Annotated in this window: 16 protein-coding genes and 1 pseudogene; 11 read left to right on the top strand and 6 right to left on the bottom strand. The window is 39.4% G+C overall.

The annotated features are described in order from the left end of the window. Nucleotides 1-595 precede the first annotated feature (595 nt). Entirely contained in the window at nucleotides 596-898 is a 303-nt protein-coding gene (locus tag MSBRM_RS00680) for a DUF1894 domain-containing protein (RefSeq protein WP_048120680.1), read from the top strand. A gap of 91 nt (nucleotides 899-989) precedes the next feature. Here MSBRM_RS00680 and MSBRM_RS00675 read toward each other — a convergent pair whose 3' ends face one another. Continuing rightward, nucleotides 990-1,556 carry a hypothetical protein gene (locus tag MSBRM_RS00675; protein WP_048120682.1) on the bottom strand — a complete coding sequence of 189 codons (567 nt, stop codon included), beginning with the start codon at nucleotides 1,554-1,556 and terminating at the stop codon, nucleotides 990-992. Between the two features lie 107 nt (nucleotides 1,557-1,663). Further along, nucleotides 1,664-2,758 (bottom strand): hypothetical protein, encoded by a 1,095-nt coding sequence (locus MSBRM_RS00670; RefSeq protein WP_048120684.1) that lies wholly within the window; start codon nucleotides 2,756-2,758, stop codon nucleotides 1,664-1,666. A 392-nt stretch (nucleotides 2,759-3,150) separates the two neighbouring features. Between MSBRM_RS00670 and MSBRM_RS00665 the strand changes: the two genes are divergently transcribed. The 4 genes from MSBRM_RS00665 to hisC all read left to right on the top strand — a co-directional run bounded on the left by MSBRM_RS00665 (nucleotide 3,151) and on the right by hisC (nucleotide 8,149). After that, a complete protein-coding gene (locus MSBRM_RS00665; RefSeq protein WP_048120686.1) occupies nucleotides 3,151-3,633 on the top strand; it encodes a PUA domain-containing protein in 483 nt (160 codons plus the stop codon). A gap of 413 nt (nucleotides 3,634-4,046) precedes the next feature. Further along, complete coding sequence (locus MSBRM_RS00660; protein ID WP_069575216.1) at nucleotides 4,047-5,237, top strand: hypothetical protein; 1,191 nt, start codon at nucleotides 4,047-4,049, stop codon at nucleotides 5,235-5,237. A 721-nt stretch (nucleotides 5,238-5,958) separates the two neighbouring features. Then, nucleotides 5,959-7,068 carry an acetylornithine transaminase gene (locus MSBRM_RS00655; RefSeq protein ID WP_230629343.1) on the top strand — a complete coding sequence of 370 codons (1,110 nt, stop codon included), beginning with the start codon at nucleotides 5,959-5,961 and terminating at the stop codon, nucleotides 7,066-7,068. Next, a complete protein-coding gene (hisC, locus tag MSBRM_RS00650; RefSeq protein WP_048120690.1) occupies nucleotides 7,049-8,149 on the top strand; it encodes a histidinol-phosphate transaminase in 1,101 nt (366 codons plus the stop codon). Before MSBRM_RS00655 ends, hisC begins: the two co-directional genes overlap by 20 nt. 233 nt (nucleotides 8,150-8,382) lie before the next feature. On the opposite strand, the gene MSBRM_RS00645 is transcribed toward hisC, so the two are convergent. The 4 genes from MSBRM_RS00645 to artA are packed head-to-tail and all read right to left on the bottom strand — an operon-like array spanning nucleotide 8,383 to nucleotide 11,094. Then, nucleotides 8,383-8,778: a dihydroneopterin aldolase family protein gene (locus MSBRM_RS00645; protein WP_196297276.1), complete on the bottom strand. Its 396-nt coding sequence runs from the start codon at nucleotides 8,776-8,778 to the stop codon at nucleotides 8,383-8,385. 26 nt (nucleotides 8,779-8,804) lie between these two features. Continuing rightward, the gene (locus tag MSBRM_RS00640) at nucleotides 8,805-9,593 is read right to left on the bottom strand and encodes an archaetidylserine synthase (protein WP_048120692.1); all 789 of its coding nucleotides are present in this window, start codon (nucleotides 9,591-9,593) and stop codon (nucleotides 8,805-8,807) included. Between the two features lie 2 nt (nucleotides 9,594-9,595). Next, nucleotides 9,596-10,219, bottom strand: coding sequence for a phosphatidylserine decarboxylase (locus tag MSBRM_RS00635; RefSeq protein WP_048120700.1), 624 nt, complete (start codon nucleotides 10,217-10,219; stop codon nucleotides 9,596-9,598). A gap of 5 nt (nucleotides 10,220-10,224) precedes the next feature. Continuing rightward, nucleotides 10,225-11,094, bottom strand: coding sequence for an archaeosortase A (gene artA, locus MSBRM_RS00630; protein ID WP_048154048.1), 870 nt, complete (start codon nucleotides 11,092-11,094; stop codon nucleotides 10,225-10,227). Nucleotides 11,095-12,042: 948 nt separating this feature from the next. Between artA and MSBRM_RS00625 the strand changes: the two genes are divergently transcribed. The 6 genes and pseudogenes from MSBRM_RS00625 (at nucleotide 12,043) to gatC (ending at nucleotide 17,043) form a co-directional block, all read left to right on the top strand. Further along, nucleotides 12,043-12,459: an NUDIX domain-containing protein gene (locus tag MSBRM_RS00625; protein ID WP_048120703.1), complete on the top strand. Its 417-nt coding sequence runs from the start codon at nucleotides 12,043-12,045 to the stop codon at nucleotides 12,457-12,459. After that, nucleotides 12,437-12,751 carry a transcription factor S gene (locus MSBRM_RS00620; RefSeq protein WP_048120705.1) on the top strand — a complete coding sequence of 105 codons (315 nt, stop codon included), beginning with the start codon at nucleotides 12,437-12,439 and terminating at the stop codon, nucleotides 12,749-12,751. Before MSBRM_RS00625 ends, MSBRM_RS00620 begins: the two co-directional genes overlap by 23 nt. Nucleotides 12,752-13,047: 296 nt before the next feature. Continuing rightward, a complete protein-coding gene (locus MSBRM_RS00610) occupies nucleotides 13,048-13,785 on the top strand; it encodes a DNA polymerase sliding clamp (protein WP_011305902.1) in 738 nt (245 codons plus the stop codon). Beyond that, the gene (priL, locus tag MSBRM_RS00605) at nucleotides 13,733-14,959 is read left to right on the top strand and encodes a DNA primase regulatory subunit PriL (protein WP_329957093.1); all 1,227 of its coding nucleotides are present in this window, start codon (nucleotides 13,733-13,735) and stop codon (nucleotides 14,957-14,959) included. The genes MSBRM_RS00610 and priL overlap by 53 nt, the downstream gene beginning before the upstream one ends. Before the next feature lie 307 nt (nucleotides 14,960-15,266). After that, nucleotides 15,267-16,429, top strand: a pseudogene (locus MSBRM_RS00600) (Coenzyme F420 hydrogenase/dehydrogenase, beta subunit C-terminal domain). Between the two features lie 332 nt (nucleotides 16,430-16,761). Further along, nucleotides 16,762-17,043 (top strand): Asp-tRNA(Asn)/Glu-tRNA(Gln) amidotransferase subunit GatC, encoded by a 282-nt coding sequence (gene gatC, locus MSBRM_RS00595; protein WP_048120709.1) that lies wholly within the window; start codon nucleotides 16,762-16,764, stop codon nucleotides 17,041-17,043. Nucleotides 17,044-17,055: the final 12 nt, after the last annotated feature.

Below are 17,055 nucleotides of genomic sequence, written 5' to 3'. Positions count from 1 at the left end.
AGGTATTTTATCTGTAAGATTAAGGTTTACCCTGAATTTTAATCTTTGCAATTAATATTTTGATGGAAATTTTTGAAATCGTGACAGTATTATAGCTTAAGAACTCTTCCCAAAACCGACTACGTTTCCAAAAATTAATAAGGTTTCAGAACTAATTTTCATAATCTGAAAAAAGTTTTATAATTATTCTCCATAATTTAAAGCTTAATTAACGATTCAAAATGTGGGATTCAGAGAAATGTTTTGAGTGTTTGGATCAACTTCAATAATATCTTCCATGCTTTCTATTTCCAATATATCTAAAGTATCAGTTAACTACTAGATAATATTTAATTAGTAAATAATATTCAACCAGTAAATAACATTTAACCGATTAATATTATTAAATTTAAATAAAATTGTTGATACCAGGTTAAAAATTGCTTAGTCGAGACGAGTATACACTAATCTGCAAGCGTTTCAAAAATTATATAGAGAAAAGTATATAAATAATTTATATTAAATTTGGTATTTGTACAGAACTTTCTTGGCATGAAGGTATTGAAAAGACTTTACTCTCTTTTGCACTAAGAAAAAAATAATAAAAGGTACAAAAATGGTATGTTTAAGCGAATATGACTATGAGGTTCTTCTAAAGAACACAACTATTAAAGAATGTGAAAGTTTTATCATCAAAAATTCGGAAGAGGTATACCTTGTACCTGGTGGATACAAAGTAAGAGAACTCATGCTCATGGGTACAGCTGCCCCTGTTGGTTTTTCAGGAAACGATATTATATTTCAGTTCACAAAGCCCTGCTTCGGCTTATTTGTGGTCAAACTGAAAAACGAAACCGAAGAAATAGAGAGACTTAGGAGCCAGTACAAAAAAGATGAAAATATAAAAAAGATTAAATGAAGGATAAAAAGCAATTGTGCCTGTTGTCAGGCATTAATTCCTAAAAATTATATATATGTTTAGTTCTGATTTTTTTGTTTTAAATTTTCTTTTATGGTTTTACCTTTTTTGTACATGCAACCCTGCACTCAAAGAATCCGGCTGAGGGGAGCTCGTGTATTGTGGTTGCAACGATCATGCCTTCTCCAATTTCTTTTACGACCATTATAGGCCTGCCCCTGTCATCTGTTAATATCACATCAGCATCGGCTTCCGTGAAATAACCATCACATCCTACAGGAGGGTCGATATTTTCCACAAGCTTTTGGGCTTCGTGCTTACCTACAAGTTGAGGTGTGCATGAGTTTTCTTCCATTACGTATTTCAGAGAAAAAGAAAGCCATTCATATTCATATTCCGGGACAAGAGGGCTGAAAACAAGAAGAGTCCCTCCTTTTGTCACAAACTTTTCAAGAGAACGTTTACCGCGTTCAAGTCCTGCGCCTGTTTTCGTATACTGTTTATTTGCAAAACCTGTCGGCAAAATCAGAACATTGCAGGCAGGAAGATAAGGAGTACCAAGGGACGTTGAGAGCGCACGAGTGCATTCAAGCCCATATTCCACAAACAGTTTTTCAAAGAGAAGAGGGCAGTCCCAGAGCAAAATTACGTCACTCATGAAAAAGGATAGGAGAATCCCACATATGAATTTATCTATCTTATTGAATATCAAAAAATCAAGAAATTAAGGCTCGATATTGCTCGAGATTCAGTGTTCGAGATTCGTTACTCCAAAAAATCATCGTCTGAAACAGGACTTTTTCCGAACTCAAAAAGAATCATATTAGGATTGGTAGTGACTTTAAAAGAGTAGTTAATTGACTTGAAAACATTGGAATAATATTTTGTAAGAGAGTCACATACTTTTCTATCAGAATAGTCGTGAATAAGTTTCACATATTCTCTGCCCTTTTCCGTGCAAATTTCTATATCACTTCCGATGCTGTCAGTCAGGTAAATTTCTTTAAAAATTATTATATGCTCGGCAAGGGTGAAAGCTGCTGGGGGCTTTCCTGTAATCAACTCAAAATTCCTTCTCAATTCAGCCATGGATGGAAGATCTCCTGAAACAAAAGCCTCGAAAGTATTTCTTTGCACGCTAAGACGCTGGTAATTATGCTGCCTGTAAGTTTTGATAAGATTCTTCCAGAACTCGGGCTTTTTTTGAATTTCCCGGAAAGTACTTTCCATAGACCCGAAGTGTTCCTCAAGCCCGTTAGGAACTTTTTGAAAATCAAGAAACTCAAACCTTTTAAAATAGACCTTTGTTACGTTTGATTTGCAGAATAGACCCTGAACATCAAGTTTCATCTGTTTTGCCAGATAAAGAGCCAGGCTGTGGGCCATAATTTCCCTGAAGCAGGAATTTCCGTTTGAGAGAGTAAGACTTGCAGTTTCCGGTTCAGGACCCTGACTGTACTCCACATCAACCTTAATTTTCCAGCTCATTTTCTCATTGAGCGAATTCATATAACTGACAACATCAGAGATTCGTTTAATTTTATAAGGGTTAATTATCTCATATACGGTAGATTCGTCGATCAATAACCCAGAAGTATTATTAATAAGCCACTCAAGCAGAGTATGATGAACAAGCAGGAATTCTTCTTCCTCAATCAGTCCATTACGATATTCTGCATTCTGTGAGACCTTACCTGAAGAGTTTTCCCCGTTTTCACCGGTTCTTCCATCCAGGGTAAGAGAGGCAGTTTCGATAGTATCCCTTATTGCCGCACTTAAATTTCCATTATTTTTTTCCAGAAAGGGCTTTAATTTATCCACATAACACTGGTCAATAGAGATATTTTTTCGGACTATCAAGCGGATTCCCTCTCCTGCCTTCTTGAGACCGTAAGAAGCTCAAAGTTCTTGATATACTCATGTTTTCATTTTCGTAAACCCGATAATAGATTGTTGCTTATACTTCTTAATATTTTTGCTAGACTTGGAGAGCAAAAAAATGAAGATTGGAATAAAAAAGTGTGAGGAATTTAAAGAGAGAAACAGCTGCATTTGACCAAAAAGCAAAAATGTGTAAAGAAAAGTAAGAAGCTCAACCGGAAGAATAGTAGACTAAAAATTTATTATAAGTAATAGATATGAAATGTAAAATTGTGGTCCCAATGTAGAATCATGGTCCCAATGTAAAATTAGAGTCCCAAGAATCAGGATAACCGGAACGGCTTTAAGGTCTGCATATATTACGTACTCTCATGAATAATGGCACCGAAAGACTTGCTAGAGTTCGCACGATAGCAGACTATCAGTTTGGGAAAGGCATTGGAAAAGAACTTTTTCCGGATGACTCAACGTTCCAGTTATCCAGGACAAAAAGAGTACGTCAGGTCTTACATTCTGGAAAACGTATGGCTACAGCAAGAGCAAAGGATGGGTTTTTTACCCTCAGTATTGAAGGAGCTTCCATTGTCCACAGGCTTTTGCCAGGAAAGAAGCTCAGGGTCGTTATCTCAGAAGAAGCCGCTCCTTTTGTGGAGAAAGGTAAAACCGCTTTTATAAAACACGTAGTTGAAATTGATCCTGAATTGAGGGCCGGAGAAGAAGTACTTGTCACAGATGAGACTGACAAGCTGCTTGCAACAGGACAACTGCTTCTGTCTCCTGCAGAGATCCTGGTTCTTAACAGTGGGGCAGCTGTGGATGTAAGAGCAGGAGTGGCTTCGAAAAAAGGAAAGTGAATCAAGAGACTTAGAAAGACTTATGAGATATAAAAGAGACATTGGAAAAGAGAAAAAATGTTAAGTATTATTCTAAATATCGAAGCTTTTTAAATTTCACACAAATTTACATATAGTTAAATATGATATAAAACGCTACTTATATTGTTCAAATATTCTTATAATGAGCGGATAAAATGAATAAGAATATATCATAGATAGTAATTTTTGAATGAATGACATTCAGAAAAACGTATTTTAAAAGAAGCTTTAATCCTAAAGTCCAAATATTAAAGAAATAAAGTTTCGACAAATAAAAATTTCAAGAAATAAAGTTCCAAGAATAAAGTTTCGAGAAATGAAAATTTCAAGAAATAAAGTTTCAAGAATACTGTTTCAAGAAATAAAGCCAAAAGATAACAGTTTCCCGGAGAGTGAGCAATATTTCAGAGTCAGAAGAGGTTCTAAAATACTTCCTGGTTCCAGATAACACCAGAATCGAAGCAAACAGAATTACAGTCGAGGGAGACGTTATTGTCGGCAATCACTCTAATATTGAATACAGCATAATCGGCGATACTGTTATTATGGGAGAAGGGGTAGCCATCTCAGGGGATATTGCGGCAAGTAATGATCTCAGAATTGATATGTGGTCAAAACTGGGTAACAGAGTAGAAGTCGGCGGAAATGCCTACCTGGGAGAATTTGTAACCATTGACGGGAAACTGCTCGTACAGGGAGACCTGGACGTAGGAAAAGAAGTTAAAATTCAAGGAGGTTTCGAAGCCAAGGGATGGATAGTGGTGAGGAATCCGATCCCTGTAATTATCTTCCTATTTCTTTACATAAAGGAAATGATGCGCCTTGGAAAAGGCGAAGAAATTGAAAAAGCCGTAGAAGAACTTTTTGATGATTCTGAGGACATACAGAGCTTTGAAGGAAAAGAACCCGCTGAAAAAGTACTGATTATACCAGCCGGCTCAAAGCTTTCCCATGAAACTATTGAGGTCGACGGGGAAGCCTCTATTGGGAAAAACTGCCTGTTAACAGGAAATATTCGGGCACAGACTGTCACTACAGGGGAAAAACTGACCATTAAGGGAAGCATTTACTCAGAAGGCAAGATCTTCATCGGTGAAAATTGCACTGTCTATGGCAATCTCTATTCAAAAGGAGATGTGCAGATTGGCAGGAACAGTCGAGTTTTTGGAGGAGTAAATGCCAACTCGGTCTTATTGCTTGAAAAAGCAAGGGTTGATGGCACAATAAAAGCCCCTTCAGGGGTATCTTTCTTAAGAGACGCTGCAGAAATGCCTGTTCTTGCAGAAGTCAATGCTTTAGGGAAATTAATTATGAGTGAAACTTATAAATTGCCCGAAAATGCCCCTAAGGGAGAAACTGAAAATGAACCTCGGGATAAAAACGAAAAAAATTCTCAGGATGAGCCCGCAAAGCCCCTGAATGTGATGGAAATTGATTCACCTGTCAAGCTGAATGCAAAAAAAGCCAGTAATATTTTTGGACCTGGTAAAAAAAGAAAAACTGCCAGAACAAAGGCCCTGGAAAGAACTAGACGCTTCACAGGAGCCAGGACTTACAAAAAGGAACATAAGTCCGAAGAGTAATCTGAGAGTGATTAATCTCGGAGAGTGATTAATCCAACTCGAGCCCTTTCGTATGTTTTTTACGCCCAGAAAACCCGGAATTTCCTCTGATCAGACTTTCTGCCGAATTTTCGCCCGAATTTTCGCTCAAGATATGGCAAATCTGATCCCTAAAGGAAGTGATCTAATGCTTTGGGGAGAAAGAACTGCGGAAAAAATGTCTTGGAAAAAATTTCTTTTTTGAGAAGGAGCAGTAACATTCATAGGGAATCAGGGAATTATCTGGGTTTCGGAGATGACAGAGCAGAACTCAACTCTGAAATCTAATTGTAAACTTTTTGAACCCTCAAAAGAAAATGCTCTCAAAAATCTTAATATCTTAATAATACATTCATTTTGAGCTATTCGATCTCCAGATTTAGATATAACTCGAAAATAACCAGAAGTAATTCAAAAACCCAGAAGTAATTCAAAAACCCAGAAGTAATTCAAAAACCCAAAAGTAATTCAAAATAACCAGAAGTAATGCAAAATAACTACAAATAGTTCAAAATAACCAGAAGTCATTCAAAATATTCCAGACTTTACTCGTTAAACTTTCCGATCAGTTTAAAGGAACAAATTTCATGAAGGGATCCAATTGACAGAAAATTTCATAGGACCTGAAAATTTACAGGTTACAGAGCCTGAGAATTTACAGGCAAAATACGATTCAATTATAGAAAAAGATTCAAAATACGTAATGCAGACTTATGGGCGTCAGCCCCTTGTACTTTCAGAAGGAAAGGGAGCGGTTGTCCGGGATATTTACGGAAAAGAGTATATTGACTGTGTAGCAGGAATTGCAGTAAACAATGTTGGGCACTGCCACCCAGCTGTTGTCAGGGCAATCCAGGCCCAGGCTGAGAAGCTGTTGCACGTTTCTAACCTGTATTACACTGAGATTCAGGCTGAACTTGCGGAAGCCCTGGTTTCGGTTACAGGAATGGAACGCGTTTTTTTCTGTAATTCAGGGACAGAAGCCGTAGAGGCTTCGATGAAACTGGCCCGTATGGCTTCCGGAAAAAGTGCCTTTATAGCTGCTGAACACTCCTTCCACGGAAGGACTATAGGGGCACTCAGCGTAACCCACAAGAGCATGTACAGGGACCCTTTCATGCCGCCTGTGAGTTCCGAGACTACTTTTGTCCCGTACTCCGATGCTGATGCTATCAGGAAGGCTATTTCAGAAAACACGGCAGCCGTGATCCTTGAGCCCATTCAGGGAGAAGGCGGAGTTAATATCCCGGATCCCGGATACCTTAAAGAAGTCAGGGAAATCTGTGATGAAACCGGAACTTTCCTTATCTTTGATGAAGTGCAAACAGGATTTGGAAGGACAGGTACATGGTTCTGTAAAGATCAGTTCGGCGTAGAACCAGATATCATGAGCATGGCAAAAGCAATTGGAGGAGGCTTTCCAATGGGTGCTATTGCGGCAAGAGACGGACTAAGCTTTGGGCGCGGACAGCATGCTTCTACCTTCGGAGGCGGGCCGCTTGCCTGTGCAGCTGCACTCGCTTCAATAGAGGCAATCAGGGAAGAAGGACTCCTTAAGCGCTCAAAAGAAAACGGGGCTTATTTCATGGGAAAGCTCAGGAATATGGAAAGGGAAGATGTTGTAGAAGTCCGTGGAAAAGGGCTCATGATAGGAGTCGAGATAAACCATCCCTGCAGTGATTTCGTGGACTTTGCAAGGGAACATGGAGTGCTTGTAAATTGCACATCGGACTCAGTGCTCCGTCTGGTTCCCCCACTTGTGATTACAAAAGAACAGATAGATAAGGTAGTTGATGTTCTTGAGCAGGCCTGAACTGATAAAAAAAGAAATCTTTGATATTGCAGAGTACGTTCCAGGGAAATCAATTGAAGAAATCGCTTCTGCCTATGGACTTGGCCCGGCTTCAATTATCAAACTCGGCTCAAACGAAAACCCACTAGGGCCTTCTCCAAGAGCTGTTCAGGCCCTGATGGACACCGCTCCATTCGCAAACATTTACCCCTCAGCAGACGCGATTGAACTCAGGGAGGCACTCGCGAAATACACAGGCTTTCCGGTTTCAAACCTCATAGCCTCAGGGCCAGGAATGGACGGGTTACTTGACGGGCTTTGCAGGCTGGTTATCGAAAAAGGGGACGAAGTCATTGTCCCTACTCCTACTTTTGCCTATTACGAACTTCCGGCACGTGCATGCGGAGGAAAGCCTGTCTTTGTCAGGAGAAGCCAGGACTTCTCAATAGATCCTGAAAAGCTTCTGGAAGCCGCATCCAGCAAGACAAAGATAATCTTCCTCTGTTCCCCCAATAACCCCTCAGGCAATCTCCTTCCCGAAAAGGATCTTAGGAAAGTCCTTGAAAATACAAGGGCTCTTGTGTTCGTTGACGAGGCATACGTCGAGTTTGCAGACAGGAACCTTGCAGAACTTGTAAGAGAATACGATAATCTTGTTGTGGGCAGAACCTTTTCCAAGGTATTTGGGCTCGCAGGCTTGCGCCTGGGCTATGGGATTATGCCCGAATGGCTGGCAAAAGAGTATATAAGAGCAGCAACTCCGTTTTCAGTAAGTCTTCCAGCGTTAAAAGCAGGAATAGCTGCCCTTTCAGACGTTGAACACCGCAAAAAAAGCGTAGAAATCGCAAGAGAAGGCAGGAAATACCTGAAAGAAAGAATTCCTTTTAAGGTCTATCCTTCCCAGGCAAACTTCGTACTTGTGGACGTTGCCCCTTTAAAATCAAAAGCCGTTACACAGAGTCTCATGAAAAAGGGAATTATTGTACGTTCCTGTGACTCTTTCAGGGATGCTGGAGATACACTTATAAGAGTAACAGCCGGTACTCTGAAACAGAATGAAAAAGTTGTCAGGGCTTTTGAAACTGCAAAGAAAGAGGTTTAAAAGCCTCTGTTTCTTTATTTTAAGCTCAATTTTTATGTTGAGTTATATTTTATGTTAAGATCTGTTTCTGCTTTACTCTGTTTTCTGCTCTACTCTATTTTCTGCTTTACTCTGTTTTCTGCTTTACTCTGTTTTCTGCTTTACTCTGTTTTCTGCTTTACTCTGTTTTCTGCTTTACTCTGTTTTCTGCTTTACTCTGTTTTCTACTTCAATCCACACATAGAAAATTGATTTCAAACATGTATCTCTTCGATTTCTAGAATTTTCATCAACGGGTAATTCAATTCAGGGTCATATTCCATTCCGACTTTTATCCTTGAGGGGCCGTATCTTACAGTGATTTTTACTTTAAGCATAGGCCCCTGAAGTTCAGAATAACCGAATTCGTCATTCAGCTTGCTTTTCAACATATCTCTGTCGATTTTTACGGAAATTTCTTCCACGTAGGGCTGAACTGAAATACTTTTCTGGATAGCCTGCTCAAGACTTGAAACAGTATTTAAATTTACAGGAGAGCCCGTAAATTGGTGGTAAAGGGCTCCGAGTTTTATTCCTGCCTCAAAGATTGCGTTATCTCTGTCAGTTACTTTTTCTTGGACCAAACAAATCACTTCCTTTTTGGAATTCATTAATGGATGTTTCGGACAAATTGGTTTTACTGTTTTTCTTTCCCGATTCTCAGTTCTTTATTTCGATATTCCTTACTACCCAGGTTGCTTAATACAGGGATCTTGAAAAAAGGAGAAAAGATGTACATCAACATCAGAATAAAAGGCAGAATCGAGAAAATTCGCATATATTCGATATTATACAGGTAGAGAAGCATAGTTATCCCAAAAATGGAAGCTATAAAAGCGAGAACCCTGACATTCTTGATCTTCGGATAATTTACCGAACTCACCATAAGAATAGAGAGACAAAGGGTAAGTGCTAGAAGGAAGTCTATCTTGACAAAGTCTTCGCTTAACAACATATATGTAACAAGCATAACGCAGCCTGCAGTTATGGGAAGGCCCTCAAATCCAGTTTTACTAGGAGCCATAGAATTGAAACGTGCGAGCCTGAGCACACCACAGATAGCGTAGAAAACCGGAAATACCGCAACAAGAGGGTCTGGATCTCCTACGAGAGGGTTTATTTTCCCAAACTGCAAGTATATAAGAAGAGCAGGAGCCACCCCAAAAGAAACTGCATCTGCCAGGGAATCAAGTTGTTCCCCGAGTTCTCCTCCTTTAAATCGCCTGGCAATGTACCCATCCGCTCCATCTGCAATTGCTGCGATAAGAAGTAAGATCAAAGCCAGAACAAATCCATTCTGAGCAGCCGTTTGAGATGTGGCAGTCTGGACTGTAGCCTGAGCAGCTACTGCAATTGAGCTGATTCCGCAGATAAGGTTCAAAAGAGAGACCAGGTCCGGGAGTCTTAACATTTGAAATACGTTCATGTTCAAAAGTCCCTGTCATTTTTTATTGTTGCTATAATGGTCTTGCCTGCAAGTACCCGCTCTCCTTTCCGTACTATAATCTCAAAGTTATTGGGGATTGTTACGTCAACTCTGGATCCAAGGCGAATCATCCCAATGCGCTGTCCCTGCTCGATGTTATCATCTACTCGAGAATAAGAGACTATTCGCCTGGCAATTGTGCCTGCAATCTGCATGACACTAACATCCCCATACTTACTGTGGATAATAAACTCGTTTCTTTCGTTTCTTTCAGAATCTTTACAGAAAGCGGGAAGATATCCACCTTTCTTGTAAGTTATTTCTCTGATCTTTCCCGAAATAGGAGCTCTATTTACATGTACATTCTGGAGAAACATGAAAATACAGATTTTCCGGTCTCGAATGTCTATAACAGTGCCATCGGCCGGGGAAACCATATAAGTGTCCGAAACTTCAACCTTTCTTTCGGGGTCTCTGAAAAAAAGAACCATAAAGAAAGTCAGTGCCATTGCCATGTAAGCAACGTGGTTTAAATGAGAGCTGTTTATTGCTCTGGAGAGTATTGCAAACAATGCAGTAATAGACACAGCTGTAAAAAGCCAGGGTTCCGAACCTTTTGCAAGCATTTGTCTTAATCCCCCTCGGGCCTGCGCAGAAGAGATTTCAATTCTTTAGAAAGAATGACCCAGAGGCCATCAATCATTCCGAACAGTTCTGGCAGAATCCGAAGTACTGCATATGAAATTATAAAGAGGGCAATGCCTGAACCCGCCTTTGCGATATAGTTATGCGCAATTATAAAGCTGTCAGCCCCAAACCATTGCTCTCCATAAGCAACTACTACGAAAATGTCCCGGATAAGATTAAGTACATAGATCACGGGCACTGACACAATAAACGCCATAACCAGGCGACTAAGGGGAGCTCTCACTGCACCTATAAGCCCCATAAAGAGAGCAATACTTTCAATCGCCGTACAGGCGAGAATGATTTCTACTGTATACCCATTAAGTGATATCATATTCCAGGCTTTCATGTACGCAGGGATCTCTAAATAATGAAGAACCCAGAGAACTTGAGAAGTAACCCCTCCTATAATCCAGGTATTCAGAAAGGCGAAATTCGCAAACGGGAAATAAACAAGAGCTCCGAGTGCACTGGCACTTGTAAGCATCGAGGTTATGTCAAGGGAATCAGCCTCACCCTGAGATGAAAATTTTGAGTGCAGCACTTCTCTATTATTTATTATCCTTAGAGGACCTTTTCTGTACTCTAGAAACATGATGTATGCTACAAGTAGACAAAACAGAGCTACTACTATTGTTAAGAGCACATTGGCATAGTCCATAATTTCGAGATAATGAAGAGGCTGATAACTCCAGTGGATGGAAAATACACCCCATCCAATCCCTCCAACAAGTTTACGAACCCGAGAGGTTCTGGGGATGACGGATGACGCAACCATTAACCCGACTGCGAGCCAGAGTATACTTTCTATCATTTTTTACGCACCTTTTTTGCCAGAGGTAAAGTTTAGTTTTGAATATTATATTTCTTATTCTGAAAGCTCAGAAAGCCTCGGGCAAGTTATGAAGTTTCCGGAAAGCGACAAATGAACTTGTCTAAATAATTAATAAATATTTAAATAAGTTTCCAATAAGTCAAATTAGTTCATAATCGTTAGTATTTAGGAATTCAAAGCTTATGGATTTTACTTTTCATATTGATAAAGAGATGTAGAATTATTACTTTTACTATTACTTTCTATATTAATAAGGAGATGTAGAATTATTACTTTTATTATTACTTTTTATATTAATAAGGAGATGTAGAATTATTACCTCTATCATTACTTTCTATATTGATAAAGAAACATAGAATTATTACTTTTATCATTACTTTCTATATTGATAAAGAAACATAGAATTATTACTTTTATCATTACTTTTTATATTGATAAAGAGACATAGAATTATTACCTCTATCATTACTTTCTATATTGATAAAGAAACATAGAATTATTACCTCTAGATGTCAAGATCCCACGATACCGAGTAATTGAGCCTGCAAATAAGAAATATATTCCTATTATAGAAGAATAACGTTACAAACAAATCATTACATACATTTTATAGAAGAATAACGTTACAAACAAAGCATTACATACATTTTCTCGTTTGTATAAAAACATAGAGATTGAAGAGATTCAGGAACAGAAAATTTTTGTTTCGATAAAAGGGAAACATTTAAGAGAAGCAACCACATAAGGGATTTTTCTGCTTGACAGGAACTTGACTTACAATGTCAAAATTGAAATAAGATGAAGAATTTCTACGTTATGTATAATAATAATATTATTTCATTCTGGCGTTCCTGCCGGGAAAGCTAATTCAGAAGGGATTGGTGGCGGAAAAAGAGATCTCCTGGAAAGGAAATACGAAGGCGTTTTATGAAACCCAAAACTCCTAGTTTAACCGTTGATACCGTAATCCTCTTTAAAAACCGGCTTGTGCTTGTGAAGAGAAAAAATCCCCCATATAAGGGAAAATTTGCCCTTCCTGGCGGCTTCGTAGAAATCGGGGAAACTACAGAAAAAGCAGCAGTAAGGGAAGCTTTTGAGGAAACAGGCCTTTCTGTAGAGCTTATCAAACTTGTAGGAGTCTATTCCGATCCCGACCGTGACCCCAGAGGTCATACGGTTTCAGTATGTTACCTTGCAAAGGGTTCCGGAGAGCTGAAATCCGGATCTGATGCAGACTCCGCCGATCTTTTCGAGCTTGATTCTATTCCTGAACTGGCTTTTGACCACAATAAAATTATAAACGATGCAAAAAGTGATATTAATGCAATTCTGCCCCAAATGTAAAAGTATGATGTTTCCTAAAAACGGGAACTACGAGTGTAGAAAATGCGGGAACATAATACCTATAAAAAGTGATGAAAAAAGCTTTGTCTCCAAAGACAAGATCGATGACCATGAGATAGTAGTTCTGGAAGGTGAGCAGACTTCAGGCCTGCCGACAACAAGTGCAAAATGCCCAGAATGTGGGAATAATACTGCAGCCTGGTGGCTCAGACAACTTAGATCTGCCGATGAATCCGAAACTCGCTTCTTCAAGTGTACGAAATGCGGATTTACCTGGAGAGAATACGACTAAGATTTAATTGCCCTTCTATTCCCCCTCGAAGAGTACATTTCCCGGAAAAACAGCTTCATCAGGAGCTTCCTTTCTGCTTCACGCAGAACCTGAAGCCACCCTGAATTCTGACCAAGATTTATATAGTTATCAGGAGTTTGAATCTAATGGTTTTTCTGACTCCAAAACCCTGTTTGGTCAAATTCTGATAGTTAATTTTTTTAAAGATGAGCTGGAATTTAGGAATCTGTAAAGAAATTTATATATCTCAAGGGTAATAAAGAGTTTAGATTTAAATTTATTATTGGAGAAAAAATATGTTTAAGGCAGCAATTAATGCAGAGCTTCTGAAAGACGCGGTTGCCGCACTAGCTGTAATTGTAGATGAGGTCAGATTCAAAATAAACCCTGAAGGTATTTCGGTAAAAGCCGTTGATCCTGCCAATGTTGCAATGGGAATTTTCGAGCTTGGATCATCTGCTTTCGACGAGTATAACGCTGATGAATGTGAAATCGGAGTCGACCTGAACAAGATTACAGACCTACTGGGAATTGCGGATAAGAATGACACAGTCCGGATGGAACTTGAGGAAGAAAATCACAAACTCCTGATTGATGTCGGAGGGCTGTCTTATACACTTTCTCTTCTCGATCCTTCTACGATTCGAGCAGAACCAAGAGTTCCACAACTCGAATTGCCTGCCAAAGTAGTCCTTAACGGTGCAGACCTCAGACGTGCTGTTAAAGCTGCCGAAAAAATAAGTGACCATATGCTTATGGGAGTTTCGGACGATACATTCTATATGGAAGCAAAAGGCGATACCGATCAGGTCCGTCTCGAAATGGGTAGGGATCAGCTAATCGATCTGAAAGCAGGCGAAGCATGTTCTCTGTTCTCTCTGGATTATCTGACCGATATAGTTAAACCCACAAACAAAGTCAATGAAGTTACTCTCTCCCTTGGAAAAGACTTCCCAATACTCATAGATTTCGAAATTGCGAATGGTTCAGGAAGGATTTCTTACCTCCTGGCTCCAAGAATTGAGTCGGACTGAAATGGACGAGGAACATATTGCTCTTTACCCATTTGCTTCAGAAGTATCTGCTTATGTAGAAAGCCTTAGAGTCTCGTTAGAGAGTTTGCTTAATTCTCCAGCCTTTCGGAGATCTCGAGTTCGCGGGATGGAAAGAGTAATGCAATCCATCGAAGGAGAGATTGAAAAAACGCTCATAAAAGATGAAAGCTGGCTTCTTTCCGAAACTCTATCTTATCCTTTTGCTCAAATTCTGGTCGCTTGTGTAGATGACCAGTTATTCACCAAGCGATACGCACTTAAAGAAGCAGAAGCAGCCTCAAAATGGCTCGAAAAAGAAAGTACTGATTTTTTGCTTGAATTTGGGGAGGATTTTGGAATTCAAGCAGAAGCCGAAGAGTTAAAGTTCAGTATGCATTTTGCAGACTACATACGCTTTTCCTCCTCAATAAGGGAACCAGTCTGGAAATTAACAAATCGGCAGCTTAGATCCGGAATGGTCGTAGTTACGAAAAAAGACTTTGTAAGACTTCTTCAAGAAGCAATCAAAGAAAGAATAGAAAAATCATTTCCCATCCCCAAAATCCCTTCTGAAGTATCAAGTTTCTGCGCGCCTTATGTTGCTGAAATAAAAGATAAATTTGAGGTCCACAAGAAAAAATTCGGAACAACGGACTTTGGTGTAGTGGAACCAGACCTCTTTCCTCCCTGTATATCCCATGCCCTTGCAAACGTACAGGGTGGAGTAAATCTTGCCCATTCTATGCGCTTTGCCATGACCTCCTTCCTGCTCAGTGTGGGAATGTCAGTAGATGAAATTCTTAACCTTTTCAATGTATCTCCTGATTTTGACGCTGAAGTAACCCTTTATCAGATAGAACATATCGCAGGCGCAACAGGAAACGTATACAAACCTCCTGCATGTGACACCATGAGAACCTATGGGAACTGCATAGGTAAAGACCGATTGTGTGAAAAAATCAGTCATCCTCTGGCATACTACGAGAAGAAAATATATCTGAAAAATAAAGAAAAGGAAATGGAAAAAGAGAAGGAAGAAGAAAAGAAAAAACAAGAAGAAAAGGAAGAGGAAAAGGAAAAACAAGAAGAAAAAGGGAAGAAAATAAAAGAGGGAAAGAAAACAAGAAAAAGGAAACAAAAGAAGAGAAGAGAAGTAAAGGAAAAACAGGAATAAAATGAAAGAATACAATAACTGAGTACATCGCTGAAAAATCAGCAATAATCTAAGTATTCATTCATCTAATGGTCTTTGGTGGAAATCCCATAAAATGTAAAAAAGTAAAAATCAGAGAGATAATAAATATAAAAGTTATAATTATATAAAATTTATATAAATCAGTCTCTTTTAACTAGTTATTAACTTCACTGCTACAAGATCAATATCCTTTAAGACTAGCATCAAATTCTTTTGTGAGTCACGCATTTGATTGCACTTATGGTATTTCCTGAAGTTTTCGTGTAACCTGCATCGGAAGCTTTTAATGCCGCTAGATTCTATTTGTAAAAAAATAATATTTGACAATACTGAGTATTTTTCGGATTATGGGGGGAAAAGCTACTATTTTTGCAGTTCCGAATGCAAACAGAAATTCGATGCTCTAGAAAAAAGTGTAATTCGACTCAAACGGAATCTTAGTGAGAAAGAAAGAATTTCCTTTGGAAAGTTAAAAAAGGACATTATAAAACCAGGCATATGTACTCTTTGCGGAGCCTGCGCAGCAAGTTGAGAATATATAACGATAAAGCATGACGCACCAAAACTGGTAGGCCCCTGTAAAGCCTGCGGAGTCTGCTACTACCAGTGTACGAGAACCATTACCACAGAAGAGGTACTTATAGGGAGTTTCCGCTTCGCATATGCAGCAAGATCTGCTATTCCCGAAATAAAGGGACAGGATGGAGGAGTTGTGACATCTCTACTCTTGTATGCCCTTGATGAAGGGTTAATTGACTCTGCTGTAGTTACTACCCGCTAAAAAGAAGAGCCCTGGAAACCTGTACCAGTAGTTACAAGGAAAAGGGAAGAGATCCTTGAGAGTAGCGGCAGTATCTATTCTCATTCAATGACGCTTGAAGCTCTTATGAGCGCAATTAAACAGGGAATGAACAGTGTTGCGTTCGTAGGGACAAGCTGTAATATTGATGCAGTCACTAAAATGCAGAAAAGTTCCTATGGATTTCTACATCTCTTTATGAGAGCAAAGGTTCTCAAACTCGGGCTCTTTTGTATGGATACCTTCTCCTATGAGGGAATTAAAGCAGTACTGGAAAGTTATGGAATTACGCTGGAAAATGTAGATGCCATGAAAACTCGGAAAGGGAAGTTTGAGGTTACTCTGAAAGACGGAAAACAACAAATCTTCGACCTCAACGAATTTGATGAATATAGGAGCTCATCCTGTCGTTTCTGTACGGATCTTACTGCCGAAAACTCAGATCTCTCTTTTGGCGAAGTTGGCAGCCCAAGAGGCTGGACTACAGTCCTTACCGGTTCAGCCCTGGGAGACGAAATATTCAATGGAGCCGTAGACAACGGTTACATTGAAGCACGACACCTTACCGACGACGAACTTGAAAGAGTACTCAACTGGCAAAAATGAAAAAAGTCCAGATGTATGACCTCAACAGAAGGCAAAAAAAGTAACGACCTTAAAGACATATTCGGCAGCCAGTAAAAACTTACTCGCTGCCACCACAACTTCAAAAATTCCTTTTGTCTTATAAGATAGCATTCCTTAGCAAATTGAATAAAGAGCTTATCTTGACCATAATTCAGCCCTCTTGAGTGAACGAAGTGAGCGAAAAGGGCACCGTCCTCCCGAGACGAGACTCGGGTGAAGGAACTCGGGTGAAGGAACTCGAGAGCGGCAACTGATGCAGGAGGATGATGAATATATATTTATCCCATTAATCTATTTATATTATGCAGCAACCAACGGCATTTATTCAGGATTATTCTATTTTTGAGGGACTTTTATGATCACAAAAGAAGATGTAGAACATATCGGCTGGCTTGCTCGCATTGATATTAGCGAACAGGAAACAGTTGAACATATGGAAAAACTTAATTCAGTGCTGGGGTATTTCGGACAGCTTGACGAGTTGCCGACTGAAGATGTAGCTCCCACTTACCACGTGGCTGAGATTCATAACGTGTTCAGGGATGATGTGGAAGAAGAATGTCTCCCGCAGGAAGTTGTTCTTGAAAACACCGAACACAAACAGGATGGAGCCTTCAGAGTTCCGAAGATAGGCTGAGGAGGATTTTTA

The sequence above is a fragment of the Methanosarcina barkeri MS genome, assembly GCF_000970025.1.
Classification (GTDB): Archaea; Halobacteriota; Methanosarcinia; order Methanosarcinales; family Methanosarcinaceae; genus Methanosarcina; species Methanosarcina barkeri.
Note: the sequence above shows the minus strand (reverse complement) of the source record. Positions and strands in the feature narration are given on the sequence as shown.

What these genes read in the sequence shown, in the direction of transcription:
- MSBRM_RS00680 (WP_048120680.1), top strand. Translation starts at nt 596, where the DNA reads ATGGTATGTTTAAGCGAATATGACTATGAGGTTCTTCTAAAGAACACA.
- MSBRM_RS00675 (WP_048120682.1), bottom strand. Translation starts at nt 1,556, where the DNA reads ATGAGTGACGTAATTTTGCTCTGGGACTGCCCTCTTCTCTTTGAAAAA.
- MSBRM_RS00665 (WP_048120686.1), top strand. Translation starts at nt 3,151, where the DNA reads ATGAATAATGGCACCGAAAGACTTGCTAGAGTTCGCACGATAGCAGAC.
- MSBRM_RS00655 (WP_230629343.1), top strand. Translation starts at nt 5,959, where the DNA reads ATGCAGACTTATGGGCGTCAGCCCCTTGTACTTTCAGAAGGAAAGGGA.
- hisC (WP_048120690.1), top strand. Translation starts at nt 7,049, where the DNA reads ATGTTCTTGAGCAGGCCTGAACTGATAAAAAAAGAAATCTTTGATATT.
- MSBRM_RS00645 (WP_196297276.1), bottom strand. Translation starts at nt 8,778, where the DNA reads ATGAATTCCAAAAAGGAAGTGATTTGTTTGGTCCAAGAAAAAGTAACT.
- MSBRM_RS00640 (WP_048120692.1), bottom strand. Translation starts at nt 9,593, where the DNA reads ATGAACGTATTTCAAATGTTAAGACTCCCGGACCTGGTCTCTCTTTTG.
- MSBRM_RS00635 (WP_048120700.1), bottom strand. Translation starts at nt 10,219, where the DNA reads ATGCTTGCAAAAGGTTCGGAACCCTGGCTTTTTACAGCTGTGTCTATT.
- artA (WP_048154048.1), bottom strand. Translation starts at nt 11,094, where the DNA reads ATGATAGAAAGTATACTCTGGCTCGCAGTCGGGTTAATGGTTGCGTCA.
- MSBRM_RS00625 (WP_048120703.1), top strand. Translation starts at nt 12,043, where the DNA reads ATGAAACCCAAAACTCCTAGTTTAACCGTTGATACCGTAATCCTCTTT.
- MSBRM_RS00620 (WP_048120705.1), top strand. Translation starts at nt 12,437, where the DNA reads ATGCAATTCTGCCCCAAATGTAAAAGTATGATGTTTCCTAAAAACGGG.
- MSBRM_RS00610 (WP_011305902.1), top strand. Translation starts at nt 13,048, where the DNA reads ATGTTTAAGGCAGCAATTAATGCAGAGCTTCTGAAAGACGCGGTTGCC.
- priL (WP_329957093.1), top strand. Translation starts at nt 13,733, where the DNA reads ATGGTTCAGGAAGGATTTCTTACCTCCTGGCTCCAAGAATTGAGTCGG.
- gatC (WP_048120709.1), top strand. Translation starts at nt 16,762, where the DNA reads ATGATCACAAAAGAAGATGTAGAACATATCGGCTGGCTTGCTCGCATT.